A 24,626-nucleotide genomic window follows, 5' to 3' on the forward strand; every position below is an offset into this window, starting at 1 on the left:
TATAGGTAATTCATGACAACGCATAACACAGGTGAGCACAACCTAACGCTTATCCGCTGGCTAACCTATCTAATGTTCATGATGTTTGCGATGACGTCGGATTCTGTCGGTGAAATCATCAAAGAAGTAAAGATAGAGTTTGGGGTAACGAATACTCAAGCGAGCTTGATGCATTCTTTGTTTATGATTGGCATTGCCTTTTCAGGGTTATTTCTAGGGTTTCTGGCCGACAAATTTGGTCGTAAGAAGACTTTAGTGTTGGGGCTAGCGCTCTTTGCCTTGTCTTGTTACCTATTTCTAGTGGGAAGCACTTTCTCGTTTATATTAAGTTTAATCACTCTGTCGGGTCTTGCGGTAGGCGTGTTTAAAACTGCCGCACTTGCGCTAATTGGCGACATATCTCGCTCTACCAAGGAGCATACCGGCACTATGAATGGTGCTGAAGCTTTCTTTGGTGTTGGGGCGATTATTGGCCCTATCTTGGTCGCTTGGTTGATATCTCAAGGCGTTCATTGGACTTGGCTATACGTAATAGCGGGGGGGTTATGCACCGTTTTGATCGCAATGGCGTTGTTAGTGAAGTACCCAGAACATCAAAGCAAGCAAGTTAAGCCTACCCGACTCATTGACAGCTTAAAGCTCCTTAAAGACCCATATGCGCTTGGGTTCTCGTTGGGGGCCTTTCTTTATGTTGCAGCTGAAAGCGCAATATATGTGTGGATGCCTAGTTACCTTATTTGCGATGCTACTAGTGGCGCTGACATTTATGCCTGCTATAGCAATTCAAGTACTCAGATGTTAGCCATATATTCTGTGTCGGCTTTCTTTGCGTTGCGCGCGGCGGGTCGCTTTGTAGGTATCTGGATGATGCAACATTTTGAATGGACCAAGGTACTGTTGATTTTCAGTTTTGCCATCATGGCATGCTTCACGATTGGGTTGATCGCAGGTCCAACAATGGCTGTTTATCTATTCCCACTCAGCGGTATTTTCATGTCTGTTATTTATCCAACCTTTAATTCAAAAGGTATCAGCTGCTTTGAGAAGCGACAGCATGGGTCGGTAGCCGGTGTGATCTTGTTTTTTACTGCGGCTGGCGCTGCGGCGGGCCCTTTTATCATGGGGGTGGTAAGTGATGCTAATGGTGGTGATGCCAAGTACGGATTCATCGTCGCAACTGGGTTTTCGATACTGTTGTTTATTGGGTTGCTTTATAACGCGATTGTTCAGCCCACTAAAGAGCGACTCGCGCTTATTGAACAGCAAGAGTACGGTAATAGAGAAATATAATGAAGATATACGCAGCTATTGAAGCCGGTGGTACTAAATTCAATTGTGCTATTTTTGACGAAAATCGAAATAAGTTGGATTCCATACGGTTAGACACTACTACGCCAGATGAAACTTTGGCTTGGGTCATCGACTTTTTTCAAGCCCAGCGTGACAAGGGTATGCAATTTGAAGCGCTTGGAGTAGCTAGCTTTGGCCCACTGGACTTAGATAAAGGTTCTTCTACCTACGGGTATATCACAGCAACGCCAAAACCCAATTGGTCGAATGTTGATTTGATTGGCCCACTGGCTGACGCTTTGAATTGTCCTGTTGCACTAGACACTGATGTTAATGGCGCTGGTCTTGCCGAGTATACTTGGGGCGCAGGGCAAAACTGCGAAAGCTTAGTATACATCACCGTCGGTACCGGCTTAGGCGGTGGCGTTATTATCAATGGTAAGCCACTACATGGATTGGTTCATCCTGAAATTGGGCACATGTTACTCCCCAAAATCGACGGAGTAACAGGGCATTGTCCGTTCCATGAAAACTGCGCAGAGGGATACGCCTCTGGTCGCGCTATGGAGCATATGTGGGGCCAGCCAGCACATACCTTTGAGTCGAGTCACCCCGCGTGGACACGTCAGGTAGAAGTACTTGCGCAAGTTTGTCACAACTTGCTTGTGAGTCTATCACCACAAAAAATTGTTATGGGTGGTGGAGTTATGTCTCAGTCTCACCTGTTACCTAGAGTAATCGAGGCGACGAGTCAGTCTCTTAATGGCTATTTAACGCTGCCATCTCATTTGTCTATCAGTGACGTCATTGTATCTCCACAATTGGGAGATATCAGTGGCCTCTTCGGCGCTTTCGCACTCGCGAAGAACATCGCGCCAGCGTAATTGGAGATTTTTTCATGTCTGTACGTAACGGCGTTCAACTTATTACCTATGCCGATAGGTTGGGCGAGGGCACTATTTCTGGGCTTAATACCCTCCTGAACCAGCAGTTTCAGGGGCTATTCACGGGTGTTCATATTCTGCCTTTTTATTATCCATTTGATGGTGAAGATGCCGGCTTTGATCCTATAGATCACACCGCTGTCGACAGTAGGTTAGGGAATTGGGAAGACGTGAAACAAATGGGATCTTCGGTGAATATTATGGCCGATCTCATCGTTAATCATATGTCAGCGCAGAGTGACGAGTTTCAAGATGTCTTGAGTCGTGGCACTCACTCTGAGTATTGGCCTTTATTCCTGACAAAAGGGTCTATATTCAATGAAGACAATGCGTCAGATATCGACAAGGTGTTCCGTCCCCGTCCAACCCCCTGTTTTTCTGATTACACTGTGGGCGACAATGAGACTGTACCTTTCTGGACAACATTTACGTCGAATCAAATTGATATCGACGTAGAGTCTGATTTGGGACAGCGTTACCTAACATCCATTCTTAAAGCATTTACTACCAGCAATATTGATCTGATTCGCCTTGATGCGGCCGGTTATGCGATTAAGCGAGCAGGTAGCAGTTGTTTCATGTTAGAAGAAACCTTTGCCTTCATCGAAGACTTGAGCGATCGTGCAAGAAAAATGGATATGCAATGTTTGGTCGAAATACACAGTCATTATGAAACGCAAATAGCTATCGCCGAGCGTTGTGACAGTGTGTACGATTTTGCCTTACCGCCATTGGTTTTGCATACGCTGTTCAGCAAGAACGCGGATGCATTGGCCCATTGGTTGTCTATTTCACCTCGCAATTGTTTTACGGTATTGGACACTCACGATGGCATTGGCATTGTAGATGTTGGCCCCAGTGGTGATAAAGCTGGCTTGCTCACTGAAAGCCAAATCGACGCACTTGTTGAGGGTATTCACAAAAACTCAAAAGAGCAATCAAAGCAGGCGACAGGCGCTGCGGCGAGCAATGTGGATTTGTATCAAATCAACTGCACCTATTACGATGCACTTGGACAAGATGATTATCAGTATCTATTGGCTAGAGCGATTCAATTTTTCAGTCCTGGTATTCCACAAGTTTACTACGGTGGTTTTTTAGCGGCGACAAACGACATGGACTTGTTGGCTAAAACGAACGTGGGCCGTGATATTAATCGTCCTCACTTGAACACCGATTACATTGAAAGGGCTATGGAAAAACCAGTGGTAAAAGCATTGGTTAAACTGATAAAGCTTCGTAACCAAAGTCCAGCATTTGACGGAGAGTTTAGCGTGTCACTGAACGAAGGCTACTTAACTTTGCGTTGGGAGCAGGGTGAGGAAACCGCGCAATTGACCGTTAATATGGCCAATTTGGAAGCGTATATTGATATCGAAAAAAATAGTGTTAGAAGTAATATTTCGCTTAGTCACTTACTCTCTGCCTAAGGATTAAAAACGCAGCCAAATCTTGACCCGACTGACGATAAGGGTATTGTGTTTAAAGATCAGTCCAAGATTGGCTGCAATTGATCCATAGGAATAACGTGACTTCGGCAAAACTAACAATAAAAGAAGTAGCGCGGCGGCTAGACGTTTCTACTGCGACTATTTCAAACGCCTTTAATAGACCTGACCAGCTGTCTGCAAAAAAGCGAGAGAGCATTCTAAAAGCATGCGAGGAAATGGGGTATTTCGGCCCTAACAAAGCCGCTCGTTCTTTACGTCGGGGGCAAACCAATATTATCGCTCTCGTTTTACCCGATAGTTTGGATTACATGGTGAGCGATCCAGTAGCAAGCCAATTTATTCGTGGTGTGGCACAAGAGCTCAAAAATACCGACGCAAATTTGCTTTTGTTTTCTGGTAACAATGACAGCGTTAACGATGTTGTTGATTTCGTTGACGGGTTCATTTGTTATGGAGCGCCAAGAAACCATAATCTGCTAAAACAGCTTTCTAGTATTAGCAAACACGTCGTCACCGCCGACTTTGATATTGGAACTGCCCCTTCCGTTAATATTGATAATTATCAAGCCGCCTATGAAATAGGAAAAGTCGCCCTTGGTGATAGTGCCCAACGCGTCGCAATTTTAGGCCTTCGATTAATTGAGGGAAAATATACCTGTTCAGTCAATGATAGTCCTTTAATTGATTCAGAGTTCTCAGTATCACACCGTCGATTGGATGGTTATATGAAAGCGCTCACTGAGTGTAAAGTTATTGTGTCGAAAGAGGATATATGGCATATCCCTGAGAGCTCACAGAAATATGCAAAAGTGGCGGCTCAACACGTCTTATCTCAAACGCCGCGCCCGAATGTCTTATTGTGTATGAGTGATGTAATTGCATTAACCGCAATGCAAGAAGCACTGAAGCTGGGTTTGCGTGTACCCCAAGATATTCGTATTGTAGGTTTTGATGGGATCGACGAGGGCAGCCGTTACCATCCTACGTTGGCGACGGTTGAGCAGTTTAATGTGAAAAAAGGGGCGATGGCAGCAAGAATGTTTTTAGATCGCACGTCGCACAGTGAGATTTTACCATTCTCATTGGTAGACGGCGACAGCGCGCCGGCACAGTAATTTAAAAGGAACTGAAATGAAGAGAGTAATCTTGCTACTAGGCTTTCTCCTGTCTGCTATGCATTCACAGGCCAATGAAAGCGTAGATGAACGTTTGGCCGGCTTGGGTATCTCTTTAGTCGAAAAAGGAGCGCCAACGGCAAACTATGTTTATGCGGTGAAGTCTGGCAACCTACTCTTTACCGCAGGACATATTCCCCTTGATGAGCAAGGTCAGGTGATGACTGGGAAACTGGGCGATGACCTTACCACACAAGAGGGCGCTGCCGCTGCTCGCCAAGCGGGTATTTCGCTATTGAGCACTATTGCCGAGCATGTGGGCGGCTTAGATAAGGTGGTACGTATTGTAAAGGTCACGGGCATGGTTAATGCCACTGCTGATTACACTGAACACTCACAAGTGGTGAACGGTTTTTCCGACTTAATGGTAGAAGTTTTTGGCGAAAAGGGTAAACACGCCCGCTCTGCCGTGGGGATGTCGTCATTACCCTTGAACTCTGCGGTAGAAATTGAAGTGATTGTTGAATTTGAATGACACAACAATGAGCAGGCTGAACAGTAGCAGCCTGCTCTAGTGTGTATTTCAATCTATCGTTCCTCTTACTTTGTATTCCTAGGCAAAGTCGAGCAGGTCAGTACCAAAAAAGTTATCGATGATGCAGCGCCATTCACCAGTACTTTGCCGTTGCATCACATATACCGCTTTTTTAGGCTCACAAGGCAGCGCATCCGGTGTTGCTTTAGGCACTAGGTAGAGTTTAGTGATAACTAGTGCAATATCTCCCGCTTCGATAACGATTTCATCGCCTTGGGTAACATTATGCTGAGGCATAAATTTGCGTTGAAAGTCTAGGAGCGCGCGGACGCAGTCATGGGGATTATGCTGAGACTGCGCTAAAGGAGAGGCGACAACTTTAGCATTTTCGGCATAGCAGCTATTAACGACTTGGCTGTCGCCACAGTTAACGGCTGTATGTAGTTTTGCCAACAATTGGGTGATGGTGTCTGTCATTGTGATCATTCTCTTTTAAATTACCGCAACGACATTGCATTAAAAAACCCGCCGTTGCGGCGGGTTTTAGTGATTCTTTAGTTACACACTAGCACACCCGCCATTGCCTAATAATGACGAGAATCAGAATAGTGATTGGGTTGCAATTGACTAAGCGCATGGCGTAGTTATACCTTTTTGAAACCTGTGTTTACGTGTAACTCAACGGGGTCAGTGTTGATCTGGCTGGTGGTAAAGTCAACTGTTTTTGCGTGGTCAGTTTTCCAAAGGTAACGACAAGCTGGCAATCAGGCCGCCACCTTCCTTGTTGCGCAAGGTGAGGCTTCCACAATGGCCTTCGGCAACATTTTTGCAAATGGCGAGTCCAACTCCTGTGCCACCTTGTTTGGTACTGAAAAATGGCAGCATCACTTGATGGATGACATCATCGGGAATGCCTTGTCCGTCGTCTTCTACCATTATCGTTACCATAGTCGGCAGGACGTTTGCTGTTATGGCAACGGCAGGTGCTGCACTGGCTGCGTCGTTGGCATTCTTTACTAGGTTGATGAGTGCCTGTTCAACCTGTGCCTTATCGATATGTAATGGGGGTAAATGCTCAGGTACGTGCAAAGCACACTGGTAAAGTAGTTGTATATCTTGCAGTAGCTCAAGAGTATTGACTCGCTCTTTGTCGGGAGTGCCCAATCTGGCGAGTTTTCCATAACTTTTCACAAAATCATTTAGGTGATTGACGCGCCTAGATATTCCATTGAATACTCTTTCTAGTTTTTCTGCGTCGTACTCCACTGCATTGGGTTGGGACAATAAACGCCCGCTATGACATAAAGAGCTGATCGGTGCGATAGAGTTGTTTAATTCGTGACTTATCACTCGTATGGCTTTCTTCCAAATCTCCAGCTCTTGTTTGTTCAGCGCTTCGGTCATGGGTTTGAATAAATACAGAGTATGAGAAGCACCATTGAGTTTAAGCGGCGAACGACTCACATGCCACGATTGGGATCGAGCGTCTCCCATTTCTACTGTGCATATAGCGCTGCCTTGTTCACTAAGCTGCTGATAAAAAAGCGGTGTAATTTCTTGAAATAGTGGCGTCCAATTGGCACCTATCATGGCTTTAGAGCTTGGTTCGAACCATTGCTTTGCGGCGTGATTAGCGAACACGATAATGTCGTTGTGATTAACGAGCACGGTAACTACGCTAGATTCATTCACTACCTTATCAAGCAGTAATTCTCGTTGAAAAATGTGCTGACGCTCTACGCGAAGTTTGTCGGTAACCTGATTAAACAAGGAGAGTATTTTGGCAGAGTTTTTCGCGTTTTCTGAGGGCAAACTAATGGCAAAGTTGTTGTCCAACATGTGTAGTAGGCCATCTTCCAATAAATGTATTGTAGACGCTTGTTGCAGCAAGGTTCGTCGTAAAAACAAAACCGAGGTGACGACTCCCGCTGCGAGTAGTAACACGAAAAGTAATACATGTTGGTGCCACGACCATACTAGCCCAAGTACCCATACAAGATTAAAAACAACCAGTGCTGCTAGTGCCATTTACTCACTCTCTACATCAATCTTGTATTTTTCAATGCGGCGATAAAGGGCTTGTCTGCTCAGGCCGAGTGCTAGCGCGGTTTGTTTAATAACGCCTTTATGCGCTTTAAGTGCAGTCTCAATCTGAGCCTTTTCATCAACATTTACCGAGGCTTCAAGTTGGAAATCTTCCGGAGATAATAACTTTGACGAAGAGAAGACCTTGGCCCGTTCACAGGCATTTTGCAGTTCACGGACATTACCCGGCCAGGATTGTTGTTGGAGAAAACTTAGCGCATCATCACTCAAGGAAAATTCGGGATGTAGAAAGTGCTTGGCGAGTGGCGCTATGTCGTCTTTTCGTTCACGCAATGGCGGTAAATGAAGTTCAACGACGTTCAATCGAAACCATAAATCTTCTCGAAAGCTGCCGGCTTTAACCATAGCCGGTAGGTCGGCGTTGGTCGCACACAGTACCCTTACATTCACTTTTTGTGTGGTATTTGCACCAAGTTTTTCAAATTCACCAGTTTGCAGTACCCGTAATAACTTCATTTGCCCATTTAAGGACAAATTACCAATTTCATCTAAGAACAATGTTCCACCATCGGCAGCCTCAAAACGACCTATACGCTGTGAATTAGCGCCAGTAAACGCGCCTTTTTCTGCACCAAAAAGTTCGGCTTCCATCAAATCTGGCGGAATGGCACCAATGTTCACTTTTACGAATGGGGCGTTTTGTCGAGTTGAATGTTGGTGAATGTAATCCGCCAGTACTTCCTTACCACAGCCATTTTCACCTGTAATCATGACGTTGATATCGGCACTGGCGACACGCTGCGCCTGACCTATCAGTTGTCCCATTATTGCACTGTCGTAGATGAGAGTGGTTTTGTTCTGAGTTTTAACCGTGGTATTGGCGTATCTATCAACCAAGCTAAGCAGCTTCTCATCGTCCCAAGGTTTGGGCAGATAGTCTACTGCGCCAGCTTTAACCAGTTCTATGGCAGTGTCTAGGTGAGTCCATGCAGTCATCAATACAATGGGAATATTAGGTGTGACCTCCCTTAACTGATAAAACAGAGATTTGCCTTCATTACCGGATGTGAGGTCTTCGGTGAAGTTCATGTCTTGAATGACAAGATCTATCTGTTGGTGTTGGACCGCCATCATGGCGTCTTTGACAGTGCTCGCCAGCACTAATGTGTGACCGTGTAACCCCAGTAGCAAATCCAATGCATCTAAAACATCGGGGTTGTCGTCTACGACTAATACGCGTGCCATTTTCTCTCCATGCGCGTTTTTATAATGCAGCTAACGCTTTAGCCCCATCCTACATGTTATTACAGGTGGGGCGAAAGCATTATTCTAGTTCAAAGTATTACACCGTGCGTGTAGCAATGACGGGGGGGATCTTACTTGTTCGCCATGCAGGGAACCAGGTAGCAATGGTGCCAGAGGCAAATACGATAATAATCGACAAGGATACCAGTGCAATCGAAGGTTGGCTGATATCTATTTGCTCACCCAACAACATATTAAAGCCAACAATAAAGCCCATTCCTATAACCGCGCCAAGCAGAGTCACTAGCCAGTTTTCACTGAGCACATAAAGCAATACATCTCGCTTTTTCGCACCCAATGCGCGACGAATGCCAATGAGTTTCTTTTGGCGAGTAATGTGAAATTGCGCGTGGGCAAAACTACTGATAGCAGAAATGACTAGCATCAACACGCACAGCATAGCAAACAGACCGGCAAGTCCTGTGTCTTGCTCAAAAAACTCAGTGTGATGTTCTTCAAATGTGTAAACGCTAGAGATATCGCGTTCTGCTTGTACACCTAATATTGTGTCTTTGGCTGCGTGTCTAACCGCATCCATTTTCGCAGGATCTACATTTAATACATAGTACTGGGTAAATGAACTGTTGGTTACCGGTCCAATAGCAAAGAAGAAAAACTGCTTTTTTGGGTCAAGAAACGGGTTATTGATGAAGTCTTTAACCACTCCCACTACACGCCCGCGATTAGTAATTCGACCGACAGCTCCGTCAGGGTATAGAGTATTTGCTAAAGATTCACTGATGACTATGTTTCGTTCACTGCCCGTTTCGCCCGCATTTTCGTCGTCCCAAGTGAGTTTTCTGCCATCAACAAGCTCGAGTTCGAAGGTATCGAAAACATCGGGTGTCGAGTAGTAAACAGCCACAAAGTTGAGTAGACGTTCAAGAGCGGCATCGGGCGGTGTGTCTATGTCTTCCATATTCATGTTCCAACCGCCATTTTGAATGGGTACCTGGATTTGTGGCGATACTGCGTTTACCCCATCAAGCTGTGACAGTTTGAGTAAGTCTTCGTCGAGTATGGAGCGATAGTAGTCACTGTCTTTGTATGCACCTGATGTCGGCCATGACTCTAGCACGAGTAGTTTTTCGAGAGGTAAACCCGTGGGTTGAAGCAACTTCTCCCGTGCATCCAGCGCTAACACTACACTGTTGACAATGAGTCCAAGGGTGAGTGCGAGCTGAAGCACAAGTAGGCTAGAAGTGAAACGACGTAAAAGGAGTGACTTCAATAAAGCTTTAATATTCACGATGCTATCCTTTTAATTCAGTTGAAATGGCAACAGTACGAGAGCGTACTACGGGGTACAGTGAGCTAAGCAAAGTAGTGAAAAGCGCTAAAAGGAAGCCTAACAGGAGCATGTCTGCGCCCATTACCGCCACATATTCTAGGTTGGGAAGGAGCATTACAGAAACGTGGAGAAAGGCATAGGCGAGTAGTAGAGAAATTAAGCCAGAAATCACACCGGTAACAGCACCTTCAACCATACCTTGCATTAACAACTGCTGCTTACTCACACCTAAGGCACGCTTGAGCGCGGTATCAAAGTTGGTAGCACTGTAGCGAGCCAGTAGTAAACTACTGGCGTTAAAGATACACACCACCAAGAACAAACTTGTTGCAATGGCAAAGGCTGCCACACGGTTATCGACCACCTCGTTGTGCGCTAGCCACTCGTTTACATCATGCAATTGAGTAATGATTTCATTCGGAAACTGACCAGCGTCTTTGAGTGCCTGAGAGTGCCCTTGCATGGCAGCAATAAAGCGTTGTTTTTGTGCATCGTTGGTCAGTTCTACCCATCCTTGTAAATAGTAAACCCCTCTGTCTCTGGTTTCAGCCATAGTATCAAAGTTGTCAGTAGAGACGGTTCGAACAGTAGCCGCTAAGTTGCTGTCGAGGGCAGTTTCGATGGGAATGAATAAGTCTTCCGTTCCGCGAAACTCAAGTCCTTCATGTACATGATAAAACATGGGGCGAAGAGGCCACTCGTCAAGCACACCTACTACGGTATAAAGCTCGCCATTCACTTCTAAGGTTTTTCCAACGCTGTTTTCGCCCGCAAATAGGGTGTTGTTCATTGTCGCCCCAAGGACGACATTTCGACTGTTGTCATCGGTGTAGGTACTACCGTATTTGAATGGCGCATTGACCATGTTTAAGAATTGATGGGAAGAAGCTCTAACCGCACTTGAAAAGCGAGTCAGGCTTTTGGATTCGGCGTCGCGAATATATGCGTGAGAGCGGTAGTGAAGCACCGTACTATCGGCGAACTCCCCTTGTTTTAACGCCATCCCGTCTGAGTAGCGCAAGATATCTGTGATAGGGTCTCGGTTCGTCTCAACCGGCCATGTGTTTATGCTGATATGAAAAAGCTGTGCGCTTTTTTCAGGAATCGGATCGCTTGCCATGGTGTTCAAAATGGCAAGATTGGCAGTAAACACACCCACGCCAATCGCTAGAGTGAGTGTAACCAACCCGTAGAGAGTGGGAAATCGCTTGAGGTTCTTAATACTGAGCTGAAGATAATATTGAAACATGACAATTCCTTATGCGCTTGCTTCAATAGGTGAAACGTTCTGCGACGGTGCATAAATGCTAAAGTCAGAGACTTCGCCGTCAATAATTTGCACGTTGCGTTTTACGGCTCGGGCTTGATCAGGGTCGTGAGTTACCATGATGATCGTAGCGCCTTCACTGTTGAGCTCTTCGAGTAGCGTCATTACCTGACTTGCCATCAGTGAGTCTAAGTTTCCGGTGGGTTCGTCAGCTAAAAGGATTTTAGGTTCACCTGCCAATGCGCGAGCAATGGCCACCCGTTGTTGCTGACCACCAGATAACTGTTTTGGGTAATAGTCTTTACGAGCAATTAAGCCTACGCGCTCTAGTGATTTTTCAATGCGGTATTTACGGTCTTTGGCAGAAAAACCGCGATAGCGAAGTGGCATGTCAATATTGTCGTACAGAGAAAAGTCAGGGATCAGATTGTAATTTTGGAAGATAAAACCGATTTTCTCGTTACGTAGGCTAGAGAGCGCATTGTCATTGAGCCCCTGAATATTGACGCCATCAAGGGTGTATTGCCCTTGCTGAAAACTGTCTAGCAGCCCCGCGATATTCAAAAAGGTAGATTTTCCTGATCCAGAAGGCCCGGTTACCGCTACAAATTCTCCCTCTTGTACATCTAAGCTGAAGTTACGCAGTGCATGAGTTCTTACCGTACCTGTTTCGTAAATTCGACTAACGTTATTCATTTTAAGCATGATCTTTTCCTTGTAGATTCTCAGACGCGATAAATTATTGAGTAAGCTGCAAAACGTCTGCTTGATTAAATTCGTCGTAGGCTGACACTATGATGTGGTCACCTGCTGCTAAACCTTGCGTAATTTCAACGTATTCAACGCTGCTTACACCGGTAGTAATAGGGTGCTTGTACACACGGCCATCGTCGTTCAATCGATAGGCTTGTGTACCATTTTCAAACTGTAAAAAAGCGCCTCGCTTTACCATCAATACGTCCTCTCTGCTTTCAAACGCAATGCGAGCATTAAGACGTTGGTTCTGGCGTAGTCTTAAGTTCGTTGGTGTGCCGATAAGCTGCGCACGCACCACCACTTGGTTGTTTTCAATCTCTGGAGAGACCGACGCTATTTGTGCATTGATTGTTTGGCCTGATAGCGTGATGTTTACGGGTAAGCTCACTTGTAATTCGTCGGCGTAAAATTCTGGCACCGTGAGCTCAGCTTCGTATTGTGAAAGGTCGACCACAGTCATTAGTGCTTTTGATGAAGCCACATTTTCTTTTTGCGCGACCAACCAATTACCCACTACGCCATCTACAGGGGAACGAATGATAAGTGCGTGCTGGCGGCGCTCAAGCTCGGCAAGTACAAGCTTTTCAGCGTTAACGGCATTGGCTCGTATTTGTTGCTCAAACTGAAGTCTTTCACGAGTAAGGTCAACGTTATCCTTTGCATGAGAATAGAGGAGCTGTGCTTCTTGAAGTGAGTCTTGCGCCTCTGCCCACTCTACTTGGCTAATGACCTGTTTCTCAAAACTCAGGTCCGCACGTTGTTTTTCTCGCTTTGCTGCATTTAATGCTACTAACGCTGAGCCCAGTGCGCCTTCAAGCGCGAGTTCGGTTTCTTTATCTGCCAGCAAGCCACGCTTAGTATCAATTTCCATTTGTGTAATACGGGCGCGCTGTTGCTGAAGCAGTGCAGTCAGCTCTGGGCTCGCAATACTGGCTACCGCGTCATCGAGCATGACCTGGTCACCCGGCTTCACGTGCAGGGTCACTATTCCACTCTCTGTGCTGTAGAGTTGCGGTGCATTTGCTGCTACCAGTTTTCCTGATACCGCAATATCGCGAATAAGATCCCCACGAACAACTTCCGCGGTCACGACTTTACTCATATCTACTTGTTTTACGCCGTCTCTCCATGACGTAAACGAAGGCCACAAGAACACGATACAAATAGTCATGATGGCGAATACGATAATGCCGTTTTTCAACCAAGGCGAGCGCTTGGCGACAATTTGTTCGTCTTGTCCGGAAGTGTTAGCAATCATCTCAATGTCCTTAATACTGTTTTTAAACTTGGTGGCCTACTGTAGTGAACATAAGTGTTCGTAATGGCTCAATGCTTCGTATGAACGTACACTTGCTAAAAACGCAGAGGCCTCTTTTATCAACTGCAGTCTGTGTGCCAGCTTTTTGTTTTTTGTAAGTTTATGAATTTTATTGTTTTTATTTTGATTGGGTTATTGCGGCGTGTCCGATCGGACACGGTTGTGTGTCCGGCACTGTCCGAAGTTTTGTGGGCGGACACAGAGTGATGAATGATTAATTAGGGGACATTGTGGAATTACTTTTTGATTGGATAACGGGGTCTGGTGCTATTGAGTCATCTACTGCGTTATTGTTGATAGGTATGTCGGCATTGACCTCTTTGATTACGGCAACCCTAGGCATTGGTGGTGGGGTATTCTTGATTGCCGTCATGGCTAGCACTATGCCGGTGTCTGCGCTTATACCCGTGCACGGTTTGGTACAGCTTGGGTCAAACGGCAATCGCGCGCTGATGACCTACAAGTATTGCGATTGGAGTATGGTTAAGTTTTTTGTATCGGCGCACTGCTCGGGGCCGTGCTGGCGTCATTTATTGTTGTTCAATTGCCTTTAGTGATCATTCAATATGCCGTAGCCGGGTTTATTTTGTTTTTGGTGTGGGGGCAAAAACCTAAAGCAGCAGAAACTAGTGCATTAGGGCGCTGTGTGTCGGGCTTTTTCACCACGTTGGCGTCGATGTTTGTGGGCGCAACAGGTCCGTTAGTGGCAGCTTTTGTACACAGAAATAACAGTAGTAAAATGCAAATTACGGCAACCTTTGCTACCTGCATGACCTTTCAACACGGTCTTAAAGCATTTGTTTTTACGGCAGTTGGGTTTTCATTTGTTCAGTGGGCTGGGCTTATCGTAGCAATGATTGCCAGTGGCGCTTTGGGAACTTACATCGGCTTAAAGGTACTCAAAAAAATATCATCAGAAATATTTTCAGTACTATTTAAATGGGTTGTGACCTTACTGGCTTTGCGTCTTTTATGGCAGGCAGTGAGCGCTTCGTTTTGAATCTTAACCCGCTTTCTCACAAAGAGACGGTTGGTTGGCAATACTCAAGGCAGCTTTTAGACGTCGCGTTCCGCGCATTATTTTAAACCCACCGAGGAGAAAAAGTGCGACGGGAAATGCAGTATAAAGGTAAGCATCTTGGTAGACAGCATAACTACCGTAGAGTAACCCTATCAAGATAAGTAGCGCTGAAACTACTTTTCCTAATTTGATATTTCCACGAATAATTCTGACATCTCGAGTGGTATTTTGAAATATTATGGGGGTAATCACGCCTTTACTACTTTTGTTTCCAACCACTAATACATCGTCGCCATTCTCCAACGGTATTTGTTCGTTTTCTTCAATAGCAATAAGGGTCTTGTCCACATAGAAAGTGACTCGATCGAATCCATTCTTCACGTAGTGACGAATGTTTTCAACGTTACCAGACGCTTTATACAGCTTAAATTGTAAAGGCCCAGAGATTTGCACGATTCACTCTCTTAAATGTTTTATAGGTTACCGTTTTATAACGCTTTTTATAGTGAAAAAGCAACTGAAAACGACGCAATTTTCACTGCGTCGTTTAATATTGAATATAAATTTAAATCTATATATCTATCAATGGTTTGATTAAAATTGATAGCTTGCAGACAACTTCCATTCGGTACCAGTACCCGGTAGCTTTTCGCCTACAGGAACTGAGACTCCTGATACACGATTTATACCTGCTGTATGTGGTACGTAATTTTTGTCAAATAGGTTTCGAATTTGTGCTGTGAAAGTCCATTGATGTCCCAGCTCCCAGTCTGCACTTAAATGAACCAATCCATACCCAGCACTTTTACTTTCGTTTTGTAAGGCTGACACGTGATCTTGACTGGCGACAAGCTCTGAAGTTGCTTGCAGTGTTAAAGGTATCGAGCCCATACGGGTACGCCAGTTAATATGGGAAACTAGGGTAAATGGAGTGATGCGAAATAACGCATCATCAATGTCATTTCGAGTACCATGCACATAACTTGCGACTGCATTTAGGTTCACATTCTCTGTGATAACACCAGAGAGTTGAGCATCAAATCCTTTCAATGTGGCGTCGGTGTTGGTCCATTGGAAAGGTGTTGATGCTCCCATCATCCCTGCCACCATAATAGCTGCGGCATTGGTGGTAGGTGTGCCAGCAATATAGTCGTTTACGTCTTGATAGAACAAGCGAGGCGAGAAAGTCCAATGCTCTGTCGTATAGGTAAACCCAAGTTCTACTTGATGAGCGGTTTCGTGAGTTAAGTTTACGTCTCCGATATAAGTGAATCCATCAGCCATGCCACCAGAGATAGCCAAAGGCAACCAAGTGTAGCGCTCAAAGTAGTTTGGCGCGCGATTTTTCTGTGAAACACCGGCAAACACAGAGTTGCGCTCAGACAATTCAAATTGCGCAGTAATAGCAATATCTACCATAGTGTCGCTTTGATTTCTGTCCGTGCTGTTAAATGCATTGACCAGCATTGAAACGGCGTCACTCATCATCACCATGCTCGAATTTACGTCATCCGCATTTGATGATATTTGGGTTAAACGGGATCCCATTGTCACAGCAGCTTGGCCCACTGTGCCTTGCCATTCAACAAAACCACTATAGGTATCTTGTTCTACGTCCATGAAGTTATTGACGAAAAACATGGCATTATTGGGATTAGAAATGATGGAGTTATTCCCTAGGTGTTTGTGTGCCAATCCCGCAGTGAGTTCCCCGTCCATCAGTGGGGTAACATAGGTTATGTCACCGCCCTGCATAAGAGAATCAGTGTCATTTTGACGCGCCATCGACGCCATCATCAGCATACGTTGACTGATGTTGTCCATCGTATGCTGATTGCTGTTACCGAACCAGTTCACTGTGAGGTATTGATTATCCGATTGCTGATAGCGATAACCCAATCTGTACCATGCAGCATCGATAAATTTTATGTCCATAGCAAGCGCCGCAGTACCACTCTCATTGGTATCTAACTGTTGGTAGCGTACCTCAACACTATGTTTTCCTGTGGTAAATCCGCCGCCTAACTTAACGCCATTGCGTTGGTAGTTGGTATTCGGGATGAGGGTTCCGTCAGCAGCTTCTCTTTCGTCTCTTTGTTGGTGAGTAAATGCACCTGTGACAAAACCATCATCAAAGCCATAAAATGCGTTAACTTGATATTGCGCTCCCTCACCAGGCGATATTAACGCAGCGTTTCCTGATAATTGCAGTCCGTTTGGTTGTGAAAACAACATAGTCATATCTGACTGCATAACCAGTTGCCCACCCAGAGACTGAATACCCGCACTAACAGGAGCGATGCCTCGATAGAGCGTCGCTTGCATGCCAAGTTCAGGAAGCACATGGGATAAGGGAGAGTCCATTGCATTGGGGCCTGCACCTTGGATATCCACGCCATCCACGCTCACGCCAACGCGATCTCCAAACAATCCTCTGTACTGAATGAGCCCCGTGACCGGGCCATTTCTTGACACAGATATACCCGCAATATTAGAAAGTTGGTCGCCAAAATCCGCTTCCGTGTTACTGCTAGAGGAAACGCGAGCGTTGCTGATATGTTGGAGTGGGTTACCAATCACGGTAATTATTTCATTGTCATCATGGTCGGCATGCGCTACCTGCGCAGCAATAGAGTACGCCGCAAGCACTGCAACGGCTATTGATGTTTTGTTCATAACTGATCCAAAAAAATTGTAAAACCTTGGCGCTTCATGCGCCCATTATGGTGAGTTTTCGGCAGTTATATTGTGGGTGGCGCGCGAGAAAGTGGTGCCGCGTAGGCAAACGATATGTAGGGGCGTTGCGCAATTCGTGCACTATATGACGTGTATTCTACAAAGTGGGTGGATACTGAAATATCACTGGGAATTGGTGTTGATTGCGGTGTATCGGCCAAGACGCTGTTGGTGCAGTCGACGTGCTTTGAGTGAGTTTCGTCAAGGTCTGGAGTAACAAAGACGAACTTACCTTGCAATTGAGTAGCACTGACAGAAATCCAGTGCATGTCTTTACCGGTACAAATAAGCTCTATGTCATCACTTGCCAACGCCGAAACAGATGTCATCGAATACGCGGCCAAGCCCATCGCCATTGCATTTTGCATTAGCAACGACAGGCAAATTAACCAAGTGACGACGAAGCGTTGTTTCAATGTACCAAGCTCTTGTTAGACAGTATTACTATATTAATACACGACAACTATTATAACGCCAGCTTTGTTGTAAAAATATTGTAAATCTAAGGCGTTAGGTAACCAGAGCTCGTTGTTTTGATCTAGGTCATGTTTTCTTTGATTCACCACTTCCCTATTCATTCACCATTTTGTTTTTTGGCATAGATCAAAATTTACCTCCCTATAGCGTGGAAGAATATCAGTGTTTTCTGCAGGGGCTGAACATGTACCAGCCACACATACTTCACACACTAAACATTGAACCTATAGGGAGAGTTAACATGAGCGATACGTTGGTTGAACTGTCGCGATGGCAATTTGCGTTAACTGCCATGTTTCACTTTATTTTTGTCCCCTTAACCCTGGGACTGAGTTTTTTGCTTGCCATTATGGAATCGGTTTACGTGATGACTGGCAAAGAAATATACAAGCAGATGACTCAATTTTGGGGAAAGCTGTTTGGGATTAACTTTGCGATTGGCGTTGCGACGGGTCTGACTATGGAGTTCCAGTTTGGTATGAACTGGTCTTACTATTCCCATTACGTTGGTGACATTTTTGGCGCACCTTTAGCCATTGAAGGGTTAATGGCCTTTTTCTTAGAGTCTACCTTTGTTGGCTTGTTCTTTTTTGGCTGGAACAAGATGTCTAAGGTCAAACATCTAATGACCACGTGGTTGGTAGCCCTTGGGTCAAACTTTTCAGCGTTATGGATCCTTATTGCTAATGGCTGGATGCAATACCCTGTGGGCGCGGAGTTTAATTTTGAAGCTATGCGCATGGAGATGACAAGCTTTTCAGAGGTCATCTTTAACCCCGTAGCTCAAGTTAAGTTTGTTCATACTGTGTCTGCCGGATACGTCACAGGTGCATTATTTATTCTGGCGATTTCTAGCTACTACCTCCTCAATCACAAGCATATCGCCTTCGCCCGCCGCTCTTTTGCCATTGCTGCAAGTTTTGGTTTAGCGGCAACCTTGTCCGTAATTGTCTTGGGAGATGAAAGCGGCTACGAGCTTGGAGACGTGCAAAAAGTCAAATTGGCTGCTGTAGAAGCAGAATATGAGACTCACCCAGCACCCGCACCTTTTACCGTGATAGGTTTTCCCAACGACGAGACGCAAGAAACAGAGTATGCATTACAAATCCCTTGGGCCATGGGTATCATCGCTACTCGTTCACTCACCGAGGAAGTCGCGGGTATTAAAGACTTAAAAGAAGTTAACCGGGGTCGTATTCTAGAAGGAGTGCAAGCCTACGCAGTGCTCGATGAAGTGCGTGCAGGTACTGCCACACCAGAGCAACGTGCAACCTTTGAAGCGTACAAAGACAGCTTAGGTTACGCCATGCTGTTAGAACCTTTCACCACGGATATTACCAATCCTACTGATACCGCCATTCAAAAAGCGGTGGACTACAGTATTCCGCCTGTAGCGCCATTGTTTTGGAGTTTTCGAATTATGGTAGCCGCAGGGTTAGCCATGTTGGTGCTCTTTGCGTGTGCTTTTTACTACAGTACAAAGCATCGCATTACTAAACCTCGTTGGTTGTTGAAAGCGAGCTTATATTCCCTCCCATTACCATGGATTGCGTCGGAAGCTGGGTGGTTTGTTGCTGAGTATGGCCGCCAGCCGTGGTCTATTGCTGAAGTACTTCCTGTGCATGCCTCTGTGTCTAATTTATCCGTTGGTGAGGTCGTGACTACCTTGGTTGCGTATTCCGCCTTCTACACCGTGATGTTTATTGCTGCTTTCTACTTAATGAAAAAATTCGCTAAGAGGGGACCTGTTCCACCGAGCGATACCAGCTTAGAAAGTGATGACCTCATCGATGTTAACGTGAAAGGAGCAAACGCATGATTGATTACGAGATCCTCCGCGTCATTTGGTGGTGCCTTGTAGGTGTACTACTGATTGGATTTGCGGTTACCGATGGTTTTGATTTGGGTGTAGGCGCATTACTGACGCTTATCGGAAAAACCGACAAAGAACGTCGTGTGATGATAAATACTGTAGGACCTCATTGGGATGGCAATCAGGTATGGTTTATTACGGCGGGTGGTGCAATTTTCGCAGCTTGGCCCTTGATTTATGCCACCGCATTTTCGGGCTTTTACTTGGCCTTAGCACTTACTTTAATTGCTTTGTGGATGCGTCCTATTGGGTTTGACTACCGCAGTAAGTTACCCAGCCAAAAATGGCGTAATGCATGGGACTGGGCCTTGTTTGCTGGCGGAATTGTGCCCTCGCTGATTTTTGGGGTGGCCTTTGGCAATCTGCTGTTGGGCGTTCCTTTCGAGATGGACAACACTCTCAAATCCACCTATTCAGGGAACTTCTTTGGTTTACTCACCCCATTTGCCTTGTTGGCAGGGTTGTTATCAGTCGCCATGCTGTTAAATCACGGTGCGACCTGGTTACAGATGAAAACCGACGGTTTTATCGCCACTCGAGCTCGCGTGGTGTCTGTGATACTAAGCCTCGCAGGCGTGGTGTTTTTTGCGCTGGCAGGTGTTTGGATTGCATTTGGTATTGACGGATATGTTCTAACATCGGCTATTGATACTTCAGCAACGTCAAACCCGCTAAATAAAACCGTAGCCCTAGCCGCGGGTGGTTGGTTAAGTAACTACAGCGAATTTCCTTGGATGATAGTGGCTCCTGTGCTCGGTATTTTTGCAGGATTAGCTTGCGCATACTTCTCAAAAGTGGGTAATGCCGGGCTAGCATTTGTGTCTAGTGCCTTATTTATCACAGGAGTCATTCTGACTACTGGGTTCTCCATGTTTCCATTCTTGATGCCCAGCAGCACCATGCCCGAGGTCAGCCTAACGGTATGGGATGCAACCTCTAGCCAAATGACACTGAACATCATGTTTATTGTGGCATGTGTGTTTGTGCCAATAGTGCTGAGCTATACAGCCTATGGTTTTTATGTAATGCGTGGCCGCATTAAAACTACAGACTTAGACCAATCTCATACGATTTATTAAGGAGAATACTATGTGGTATTTCACTTGGATCCTGGGTGTTTCACTGGCCTGCGCTTTCGGCATTATCAACGTGATGTGGCTAGAGTCTACCGAAGACATGGATAGATCAGACAGCGTAGAATAATCGTCAGTAGGATAAACATCGATGACAACAAAACAAGAGCAGACACTAAGCGCATGGTTCAAGCAATTTGATAGGGCACATCAGTTGAGCGTGTCTAGGCAGTTAGCCGCTGTGGGGCTAGTGCGCTGTCTGTCTCTTGTTTTTTTGATTTTAGGTTTCTATTTTTTTGCGCTTGGGATACACACTTGGATAGTGCACCAACTGCCGTTTTCCAGCGATACCATATTAAAAATGGCACTGTGCTTCTTGGTAAGCTGGCTCATTCAAGGGGGGTCACACCTATTGGTGCAAAGATACAAGCAAGGCTTACTTATACGCTTAGAGCATCAGCTAGCCCGGTCATTGGCCTGGCAACAGCATGCGCTTATCCGACAACAGAGTCCCTTTTATTGGCAGTCGCTTTGGTTGAAGCATATACCTTCATTGGTAAATTGGTGCTTTGAATATCGGGTACAGCAGTTGGTGGCAACAGTGATGCCCCTATTAGTACTTGCTGTGATTTTCTCAGTAAATTACGTCATTGGTATTGGCTTGATATTCGCTCTTCCTGTGGTGCCGTTGTTTATGATCATTGTTGGCAAAGGTGCGGCCAGTCAACACAAGAAACACTTTACCGCACTAAACCGTTTGGGCAGTTTGTTCGCTGATAGACTTAATGCTTTACCGTTACTGGCCAGTTACCAAGCGCACAACAAACAGTCTCAACTGCTTACCAACGCCAGTACCCAGTTAAACGAACGCACGATGAAAGTGGTGAGCGTTGCTTTCTTATCGAATACCGTTCTCGACTTTTTTGCCACCCTTTCCGTAGCACTTGTTGCCGTGTTTATTGGCTTTACCTTGTTAGGTGAGCTAAAAATTGGACCCGAAATCTCGTTGCACCACGGGCTTTGGATCTTACTCACCGTGCCTTTGTTACTCAGCGAAATGAAAAGGCTGGGACAGGTATATCATCAGAAAGCAGAGGTAGAAGCGGCAAGAGCGCCACTAGACAAAGTGTTTGGTGAGCTTCCTCCTTCTAATCACGATAAACAAGAGCGATTTACCCATTTTTTCACTAATAAGTTTTCCGTCGACGGATTACTCACGGGCACTAATGTGAGTGTAACGCGAGGGGATAAAATTAGGGTTTGCGGGAAATCAGGTACTGGCAAAACGGTTTTGTTAGAAGCACTCGCAGGGCAGCGTTTGGCTTCAGCGCAGCTAGCGGGCACGTTTGTATGGATTCATCAGTCACCTTTGATCATGCCGGGAAGCTTGCGAAGTAACCTAACCGTTGGAAGAGTCCTTGACGATAATGCCTTGCGTGATGCCTTGCATCAGGTAGAGCTGACTGCGTGGTTTGAAGTACTTCCAAAGGGGCTGGATACCATAATGTCGAATTACCCAGCGTTATCGGGGGGCGAAGCCCAGCGTTTGTCATTGGCTAGAGCTTTACTGAGCAATGCTGATATTTGGTTTTTAGACGAGCCAACGGCTCATTTACCAGAAAATCAGCATCACAGATTATCTGCATTAATAGCGACCATTACTCGCGATAAAACCGTCTTTTGGGCCTCTCATAAGTACTTACCAGCAAACTATTTTAGCCAGCATTGGATCATCAGCAATAAACATATTATTTGTTGCCCAAGTGAGGGAAATTGCGATGAATAAACACGCGCTTATTACTGCTTTGCTTGCACTGATACACGGTGCAGCAGGGCTTACTATCCTGATTGTGTCATCTTGGTTTATTGCTATTAGCGCCATAGCGCCGGTGGGCTTTAACTATGTTATCCCGGCTGTTGTAATACGAGGGCTTGCCCTGTTGAGGATAGCTTCTGGTTATGCCTACATGTGGCTGGGGCACAGTGATTTACTCCGACGTGTTGCTGAGCAACGAATGTCGGTTTTTGCCACATTGAAACAGCAAAAGCTAAACAATAAAGCATGGACCATTGAAGCATTGGCTAATCACACCGAGCGACTCGCATCGGCTTGGATCGCTTGGGTCTCACCTTTGGGCTCTGTCTCTCTGATTATGTTGGGTTTGGTAACTACAGCCACTTTGTTTGCATTACCCGGTGTAGCTTTTTTGTGGACATTACTATTTGCGTGGACAGTATGCCTATGTAGGATGGGGATTTTTGCGATAGGTAAGGTTAGTAACCTTTCTCATGACGAGACTGAGTTTCGCCAGCAGTCAGAGGATTTTTTTAGCAACAGCGCTCTCTGGCATCTCGTGTGTCAGCAGCATGAGGACTATGAAGATTTTATACCTCAAACACCTAGCGCTGAAAAAGTGTGGATCAATAGCAGCCACCAGATAGCAGGGCTGCTGATAACCACATGGGTGTTCCAAGGCATGACACTCGCACTGGCTGTGGGTGCTGTCGTAGTAGGTAATCGATATGGCGTATATACACCCATAATGCTTGTTGTACCAATGGTGTTGTTGGCGGCGCCCGACTGGATAGGGAGTAGCTTTGGCGCTTTGCTTAAATGGACTGAATGGGTTCAGAGTAAAAAGGAACTCCAAAGTATTGATGCAGTCCCGCTGCTAACGCTGTGCCCAATACCGCCTAAAAATGACCTTGAAATTAAGGAGTTTTCCATTCATGGTCGCAATCGACTCCCGATAAATACTAAGTTTCCTGCCAAGGGGTGTGTGGTACTTACTGGTGAATCTGGTTGCGGTAAGTCGAGTGTATTGCAAGGGATCGCGGGGATGTTACCCTACTCGGGTACTAGGGCAGTTGATGGGCGAAGCTTATCAACAGGAATGGTGAGTGGATGGCTTTATGTAGAACAGCAGCCCATAGTTTTATCCGGCAGCATAAAGCTCAATTTAGATCCCTCGGGTTCTGGAATCACGGAGAGTGCAATGGGCAATGTGTTAGCCGCGCTTAGCCTGAATACCCTCAGCGATTTGTCAGAATGGGTAGGTAATGAGGCACGATTGCTCTCTGGCGGGGAATCAAAGCGCCTTACGCTAGCTAGAGCTTTGCTCGCTAAGCCAGATGTATTATTGGTAGACGAGCCTTTTGAAGGGTTGGATGAAGCCACGCAAAATGTAGTTGCACATGCACTGAATCGTTTTGCCGGTGAAAAACTCGTGGTCGTGGCCAGCCACGTTATTCCTGACAGTTTGGATTCTGGGAAGACTATCGATTTGTCGGAGCCAATGACTGCGTCGGCCTCTAGTATTGGCAGCACCTAGCCGGCAGTGGAGACAAGTGAGACCCCACTTAGCATGAGTAGCACAATAGCACTTTTTCTTACCCACATTATATTAACCTTCGGCGCTACCTTTCTGGCTAATCTTGTTGAAACAATTACAACGGGTATGCCTAACGCAATGGTGTAAAGCGTGGTGAGTTCAGGCCAGGTACCGAAGGGAACCAAGAGTATTCGTGTTGTGGCACTAATACTGAACACCATTAATAGTGTGCACTTGATTTGCTCCAATTCCCATGGCTGACGATACAGGTGGTAAACCACTGGCGGTCCTGAAGTTGCAAAAAGTCCACCGAGTAACCCACCTAAACTCCCCGCAAGGTAGAAGGAAAAGGGTGCACTTTGCTGTGTTTTAACTGACTTTTTGACCAAAAGCAGACCAGTTGCAACTAAAATGCACATACCTAAAGTGAGCTTTAGTGCACTGATATGCGCACTGGATAACCACTCAAGCAGCCAAAATCCCACTAAAATGGATGGAAATGCTGCGATTAATATGCGCTTTACTGTGATTCCATCTACGTGATGTCGTCCGCGATAAGCCAGCTCAAGCGAATTGAAAACACTCAGCACACAAACTAGTAATGCTGTCGACGTTATCGGTAGTAGATTGAATGCGGTAAAGGTAGACATGACGAGTAAGCCGAAACCGAATCCGGTTAATGACTGAATGAGCGTGGCAATGGACACTAGGCCGAGCAGCAAAATAAGATCGACGTCTAACATGTGAATAATCAAAAGTTTTTTACCATGATACAGTGAATGTGACAAATCGCTTT

At 45.7% G+C, this 24,626-nt stretch carries 21 protein-coding genes and 1 pseudogene; 11 read left to right on the forward strand and 11 right to left on the reverse strand.

Annotation, left to right across the window (positions count from 1 at the left end; translation table 11 throughout):
* Window positions 1-72: 72 nt before the first annotated feature.
* From EYS00_RS01760 to EYS00_RS01780, 5 genes are all read left to right on the forward strand, one after another.
* Window positions 73-1,290: a sugar MFS transporter gene (locus EYS00_RS01760; protein ID WP_130635118.1), complete on the forward strand. Its 1,218-nt coding sequence runs from the start codon at window positions 73-75 to the stop codon at window positions 1,288-1,290.
* Window positions 1,290-2,174 carry an ROK family protein gene (locus EYS00_RS01765; RefSeq protein WP_130634851.1) on the forward strand — a complete coding sequence of 295 codons (885 nt, stop codon included), beginning with the start codon at window positions 1,290-1,292 and terminating at the stop codon, window positions 2,172-2,174. The genes EYS00_RS01760 and EYS00_RS01765 overlap by 1 nt, the downstream gene beginning before the upstream one ends.
* A 14-nt stretch (window positions 2,175-2,188) precedes the next feature.
* On the forward strand, window positions 2,189-3,664 hold the full coding sequence (gene gtfA, locus EYS00_RS01770; protein WP_130634852.1) for a sucrose phosphorylase: 1,476 nt from the start codon (window positions 2,189-2,191) through the stop codon (window positions 3,662-3,664).
* Window positions 3,665-3,762: 98 nt separating this feature from the next.
* On the forward strand, window positions 3,763-4,800 hold the full coding sequence (locus EYS00_RS01775; RefSeq protein WP_130634853.1) for a LacI family DNA-binding transcriptional regulator: 1,038 nt from the start codon (window positions 3,763-3,765) through the stop codon (window positions 4,798-4,800).
* A 16-nt stretch (window positions 4,801-4,816) separates the two neighbouring features.
* Entirely contained in the window at window positions 4,817-5,335 is a 519-nt protein-coding gene (locus EYS00_RS01780) for a RidA family protein (RefSeq protein ID WP_130634854.1), read from the forward strand.
* A 78-nt stretch (window positions 5,336-5,413) separates the two neighbouring features.
* Here EYS00_RS01780 and EYS00_RS01785 read toward each other — a convergent pair whose 3' ends face one another.
* The 7 genes from EYS00_RS01785 to EYS00_RS01815 all read right to left on the reverse strand — a co-directional run bounded on the left by EYS00_RS01785 (window position 5,414) and on the right by EYS00_RS01815 (window position 13,258).
* A complete protein-coding gene (locus tag EYS00_RS01785) occupies window positions 5,414-5,812 on the reverse strand; it encodes a DUF4440 domain-containing protein (RefSeq protein WP_130634855.1) in 399 nt (132 codons plus the stop codon).
* A gap of 255 nt (window positions 5,813-6,067) precedes the next feature.
* Window positions 6,068-7,363, reverse strand: coding sequence for a PAS domain-containing sensor histidine kinase (locus EYS00_RS01790; RefSeq protein ID WP_130634856.1), 1,296 nt, complete (start codon window positions 7,361-7,363; stop codon window positions 6,068-6,070).
* Window positions 7,364-8,626, reverse strand: a complete 1,263-nt coding sequence (locus EYS00_RS01795) for a sigma-54 dependent transcriptional regulator (protein WP_130634857.1) — start codon at window positions 8,624-8,626, stop codon at window positions 7,364-7,366.
* 97 nt (window positions 8,627-8,723) lie between these two features.
* Entirely contained in the window at window positions 8,724-9,935 is a 1,212-nt protein-coding gene (locus tag EYS00_RS01800) for an ABC transporter permease (protein ID WP_130634858.1), read from the reverse strand.
* Between the two features lie 4 nt (window positions 9,936-9,939).
* Window positions 9,940-11,226, reverse strand: coding sequence for an ABC transporter permease (locus EYS00_RS01805; RefSeq protein WP_130634859.1), 1,287 nt, complete (start codon window positions 11,224-11,226; stop codon window positions 9,940-9,942).
* 9 nt (window positions 11,227-11,235) lie between these two features.
* Window positions 11,236-11,949 carry an ABC transporter ATP-binding protein gene (locus tag EYS00_RS01810; protein ID WP_130634860.1) on the reverse strand — a complete coding sequence of 238 codons (714 nt, stop codon included), beginning with the start codon at window positions 11,947-11,949 and terminating at the stop codon, window positions 11,236-11,238.
* A gap of 34 nt (window positions 11,950-11,983) precedes the next feature.
* A complete protein-coding gene (locus EYS00_RS01815; RefSeq protein ID WP_130634861.1) occupies window positions 11,984-13,258 on the reverse strand; it encodes an efflux RND transporter periplasmic adaptor subunit in 1,275 nt (424 codons plus the stop codon).
* 290 nt (window positions 13,259-13,548) lie between these two features.
* On the opposite strand from EYS00_RS01815, the pseudogene EYS00_RS01820 reads away from it, so the two are divergent.
* Window positions 13,549-14,318: pseudogene (locus tag EYS00_RS01820) on the forward strand (sulfite exporter TauE/SafE family protein).
* A 3-nt stretch (window positions 14,319-14,321) separates the two neighbouring features.
* Here the strand turns inward: EYS00_RS01820 and EYS00_RS01825 are convergent.
* From EYS00_RS01825 to EYS00_RS01835, 3 genes are all read right to left on the reverse strand, one after another.
* Window positions 14,322-14,792, reverse strand: a complete 471-nt coding sequence (locus EYS00_RS01825; protein WP_130634862.1) for a hypothetical protein — start codon at window positions 14,790-14,792, stop codon at window positions 14,322-14,324.
* 141 nt (window positions 14,793-14,933) lie between these two features.
* Window positions 14,934-17,015: a TonB-dependent receptor gene (locus EYS00_RS01830; RefSeq protein ID WP_130634863.1), complete on the reverse strand. Its 2,082-nt coding sequence runs from the start codon at window positions 17,013-17,015 to the stop codon at window positions 14,934-14,936.
* Window positions 17,016-17,080: 65 nt separating this feature from the next.
* Entirely contained in the window at window positions 17,081-17,491 is a 411-nt protein-coding gene (locus EYS00_RS01835) for a DUF2946 domain-containing protein (protein WP_130634864.1), read from the reverse strand.
* Window positions 17,492-17,793: 302 nt separating this feature from the next.
* Here EYS00_RS01835 and EYS00_RS01840 point away from each other — a divergent pair, with 302 nt between their 5' ends.
* The 5 genes from EYS00_RS01840 to EYS00_RS01860 are packed head-to-tail and all read left to right on the forward strand — an operon-like array spanning window position 17,794 to window position 23,830.
* The gene (locus EYS00_RS01840; protein ID WP_130634865.1) at window positions 17,794-19,371 is read left to right on the forward strand and encodes a cytochrome ubiquinol oxidase subunit I; all 1,578 of its coding nucleotides are present in this window, start codon (window positions 17,794-17,796) and stop codon (window positions 19,369-19,371) included.
* On the forward strand, window positions 19,368-20,504 hold the full coding sequence (gene cydB / locus EYS00_RS01845) for a cytochrome d ubiquinol oxidase subunit II (protein WP_130634866.1): 1,137 nt from the start codon (window positions 19,368-19,370) through the stop codon (window positions 20,502-20,504). The genes EYS00_RS01840 and cydB overlap by 4 nt, the downstream gene beginning before the upstream one ends.
* Before the next feature lie 10 nt (window positions 20,505-20,514).
* Complete coding sequence (gene cydX, locus EYS00_RS01850) at window positions 20,515-20,628, forward strand: cytochrome bd-I oxidase subunit CydX (protein WP_130634867.1); 114 nt, start codon at window positions 20,515-20,517, stop codon at window positions 20,626-20,628.
* A 21-nt stretch (window positions 20,629-20,649) separates the two neighbouring features.
* Window positions 20,650-22,284 (forward strand): ATP-binding cassette domain-containing protein, encoded by a 1,635-nt coding sequence (locus EYS00_RS21150; RefSeq protein WP_130634868.1) that lies wholly within the window; start codon window positions 20,650-20,652, stop codon window positions 22,282-22,284.
* The gene (locus tag EYS00_RS01860) at window positions 22,277-23,830 is read left to right on the forward strand and encodes an ATP-binding cassette domain-containing protein (protein ID WP_130634869.1); all 1,554 of its coding nucleotides are present in this window, start codon (window positions 22,277-22,279) and stop codon (window positions 23,828-23,830) included. The genes EYS00_RS21150 and EYS00_RS01860 overlap by 8 nt, the downstream gene beginning before the upstream one ends.
* On the opposite strand, the gene EYS00_RS01865 is transcribed toward EYS00_RS01860, so the two are convergent.
* On the reverse strand, window positions 23,827-24,573 hold the full coding sequence (locus EYS00_RS01865; protein WP_130634870.1) for a sulfite exporter TauE/SafE family protein: 747 nt from the start codon (window positions 24,571-24,573) through the stop codon (window positions 23,827-23,829). The two genes, EYS00_RS01860 and EYS00_RS01865, sit on opposite strands and share 4 nt — an antisense overlap.
* Window positions 24,574-24,626 lie beyond the last annotated feature (53 nt).

The organism is Alteromonas sp. KUL49, from assembly GCF_006538345.1.
Classification (GTDB): Bacteria; Pseudomonadota; Gammaproteobacteria; order Enterobacterales; family Alteromonadaceae; genus Alteromonas.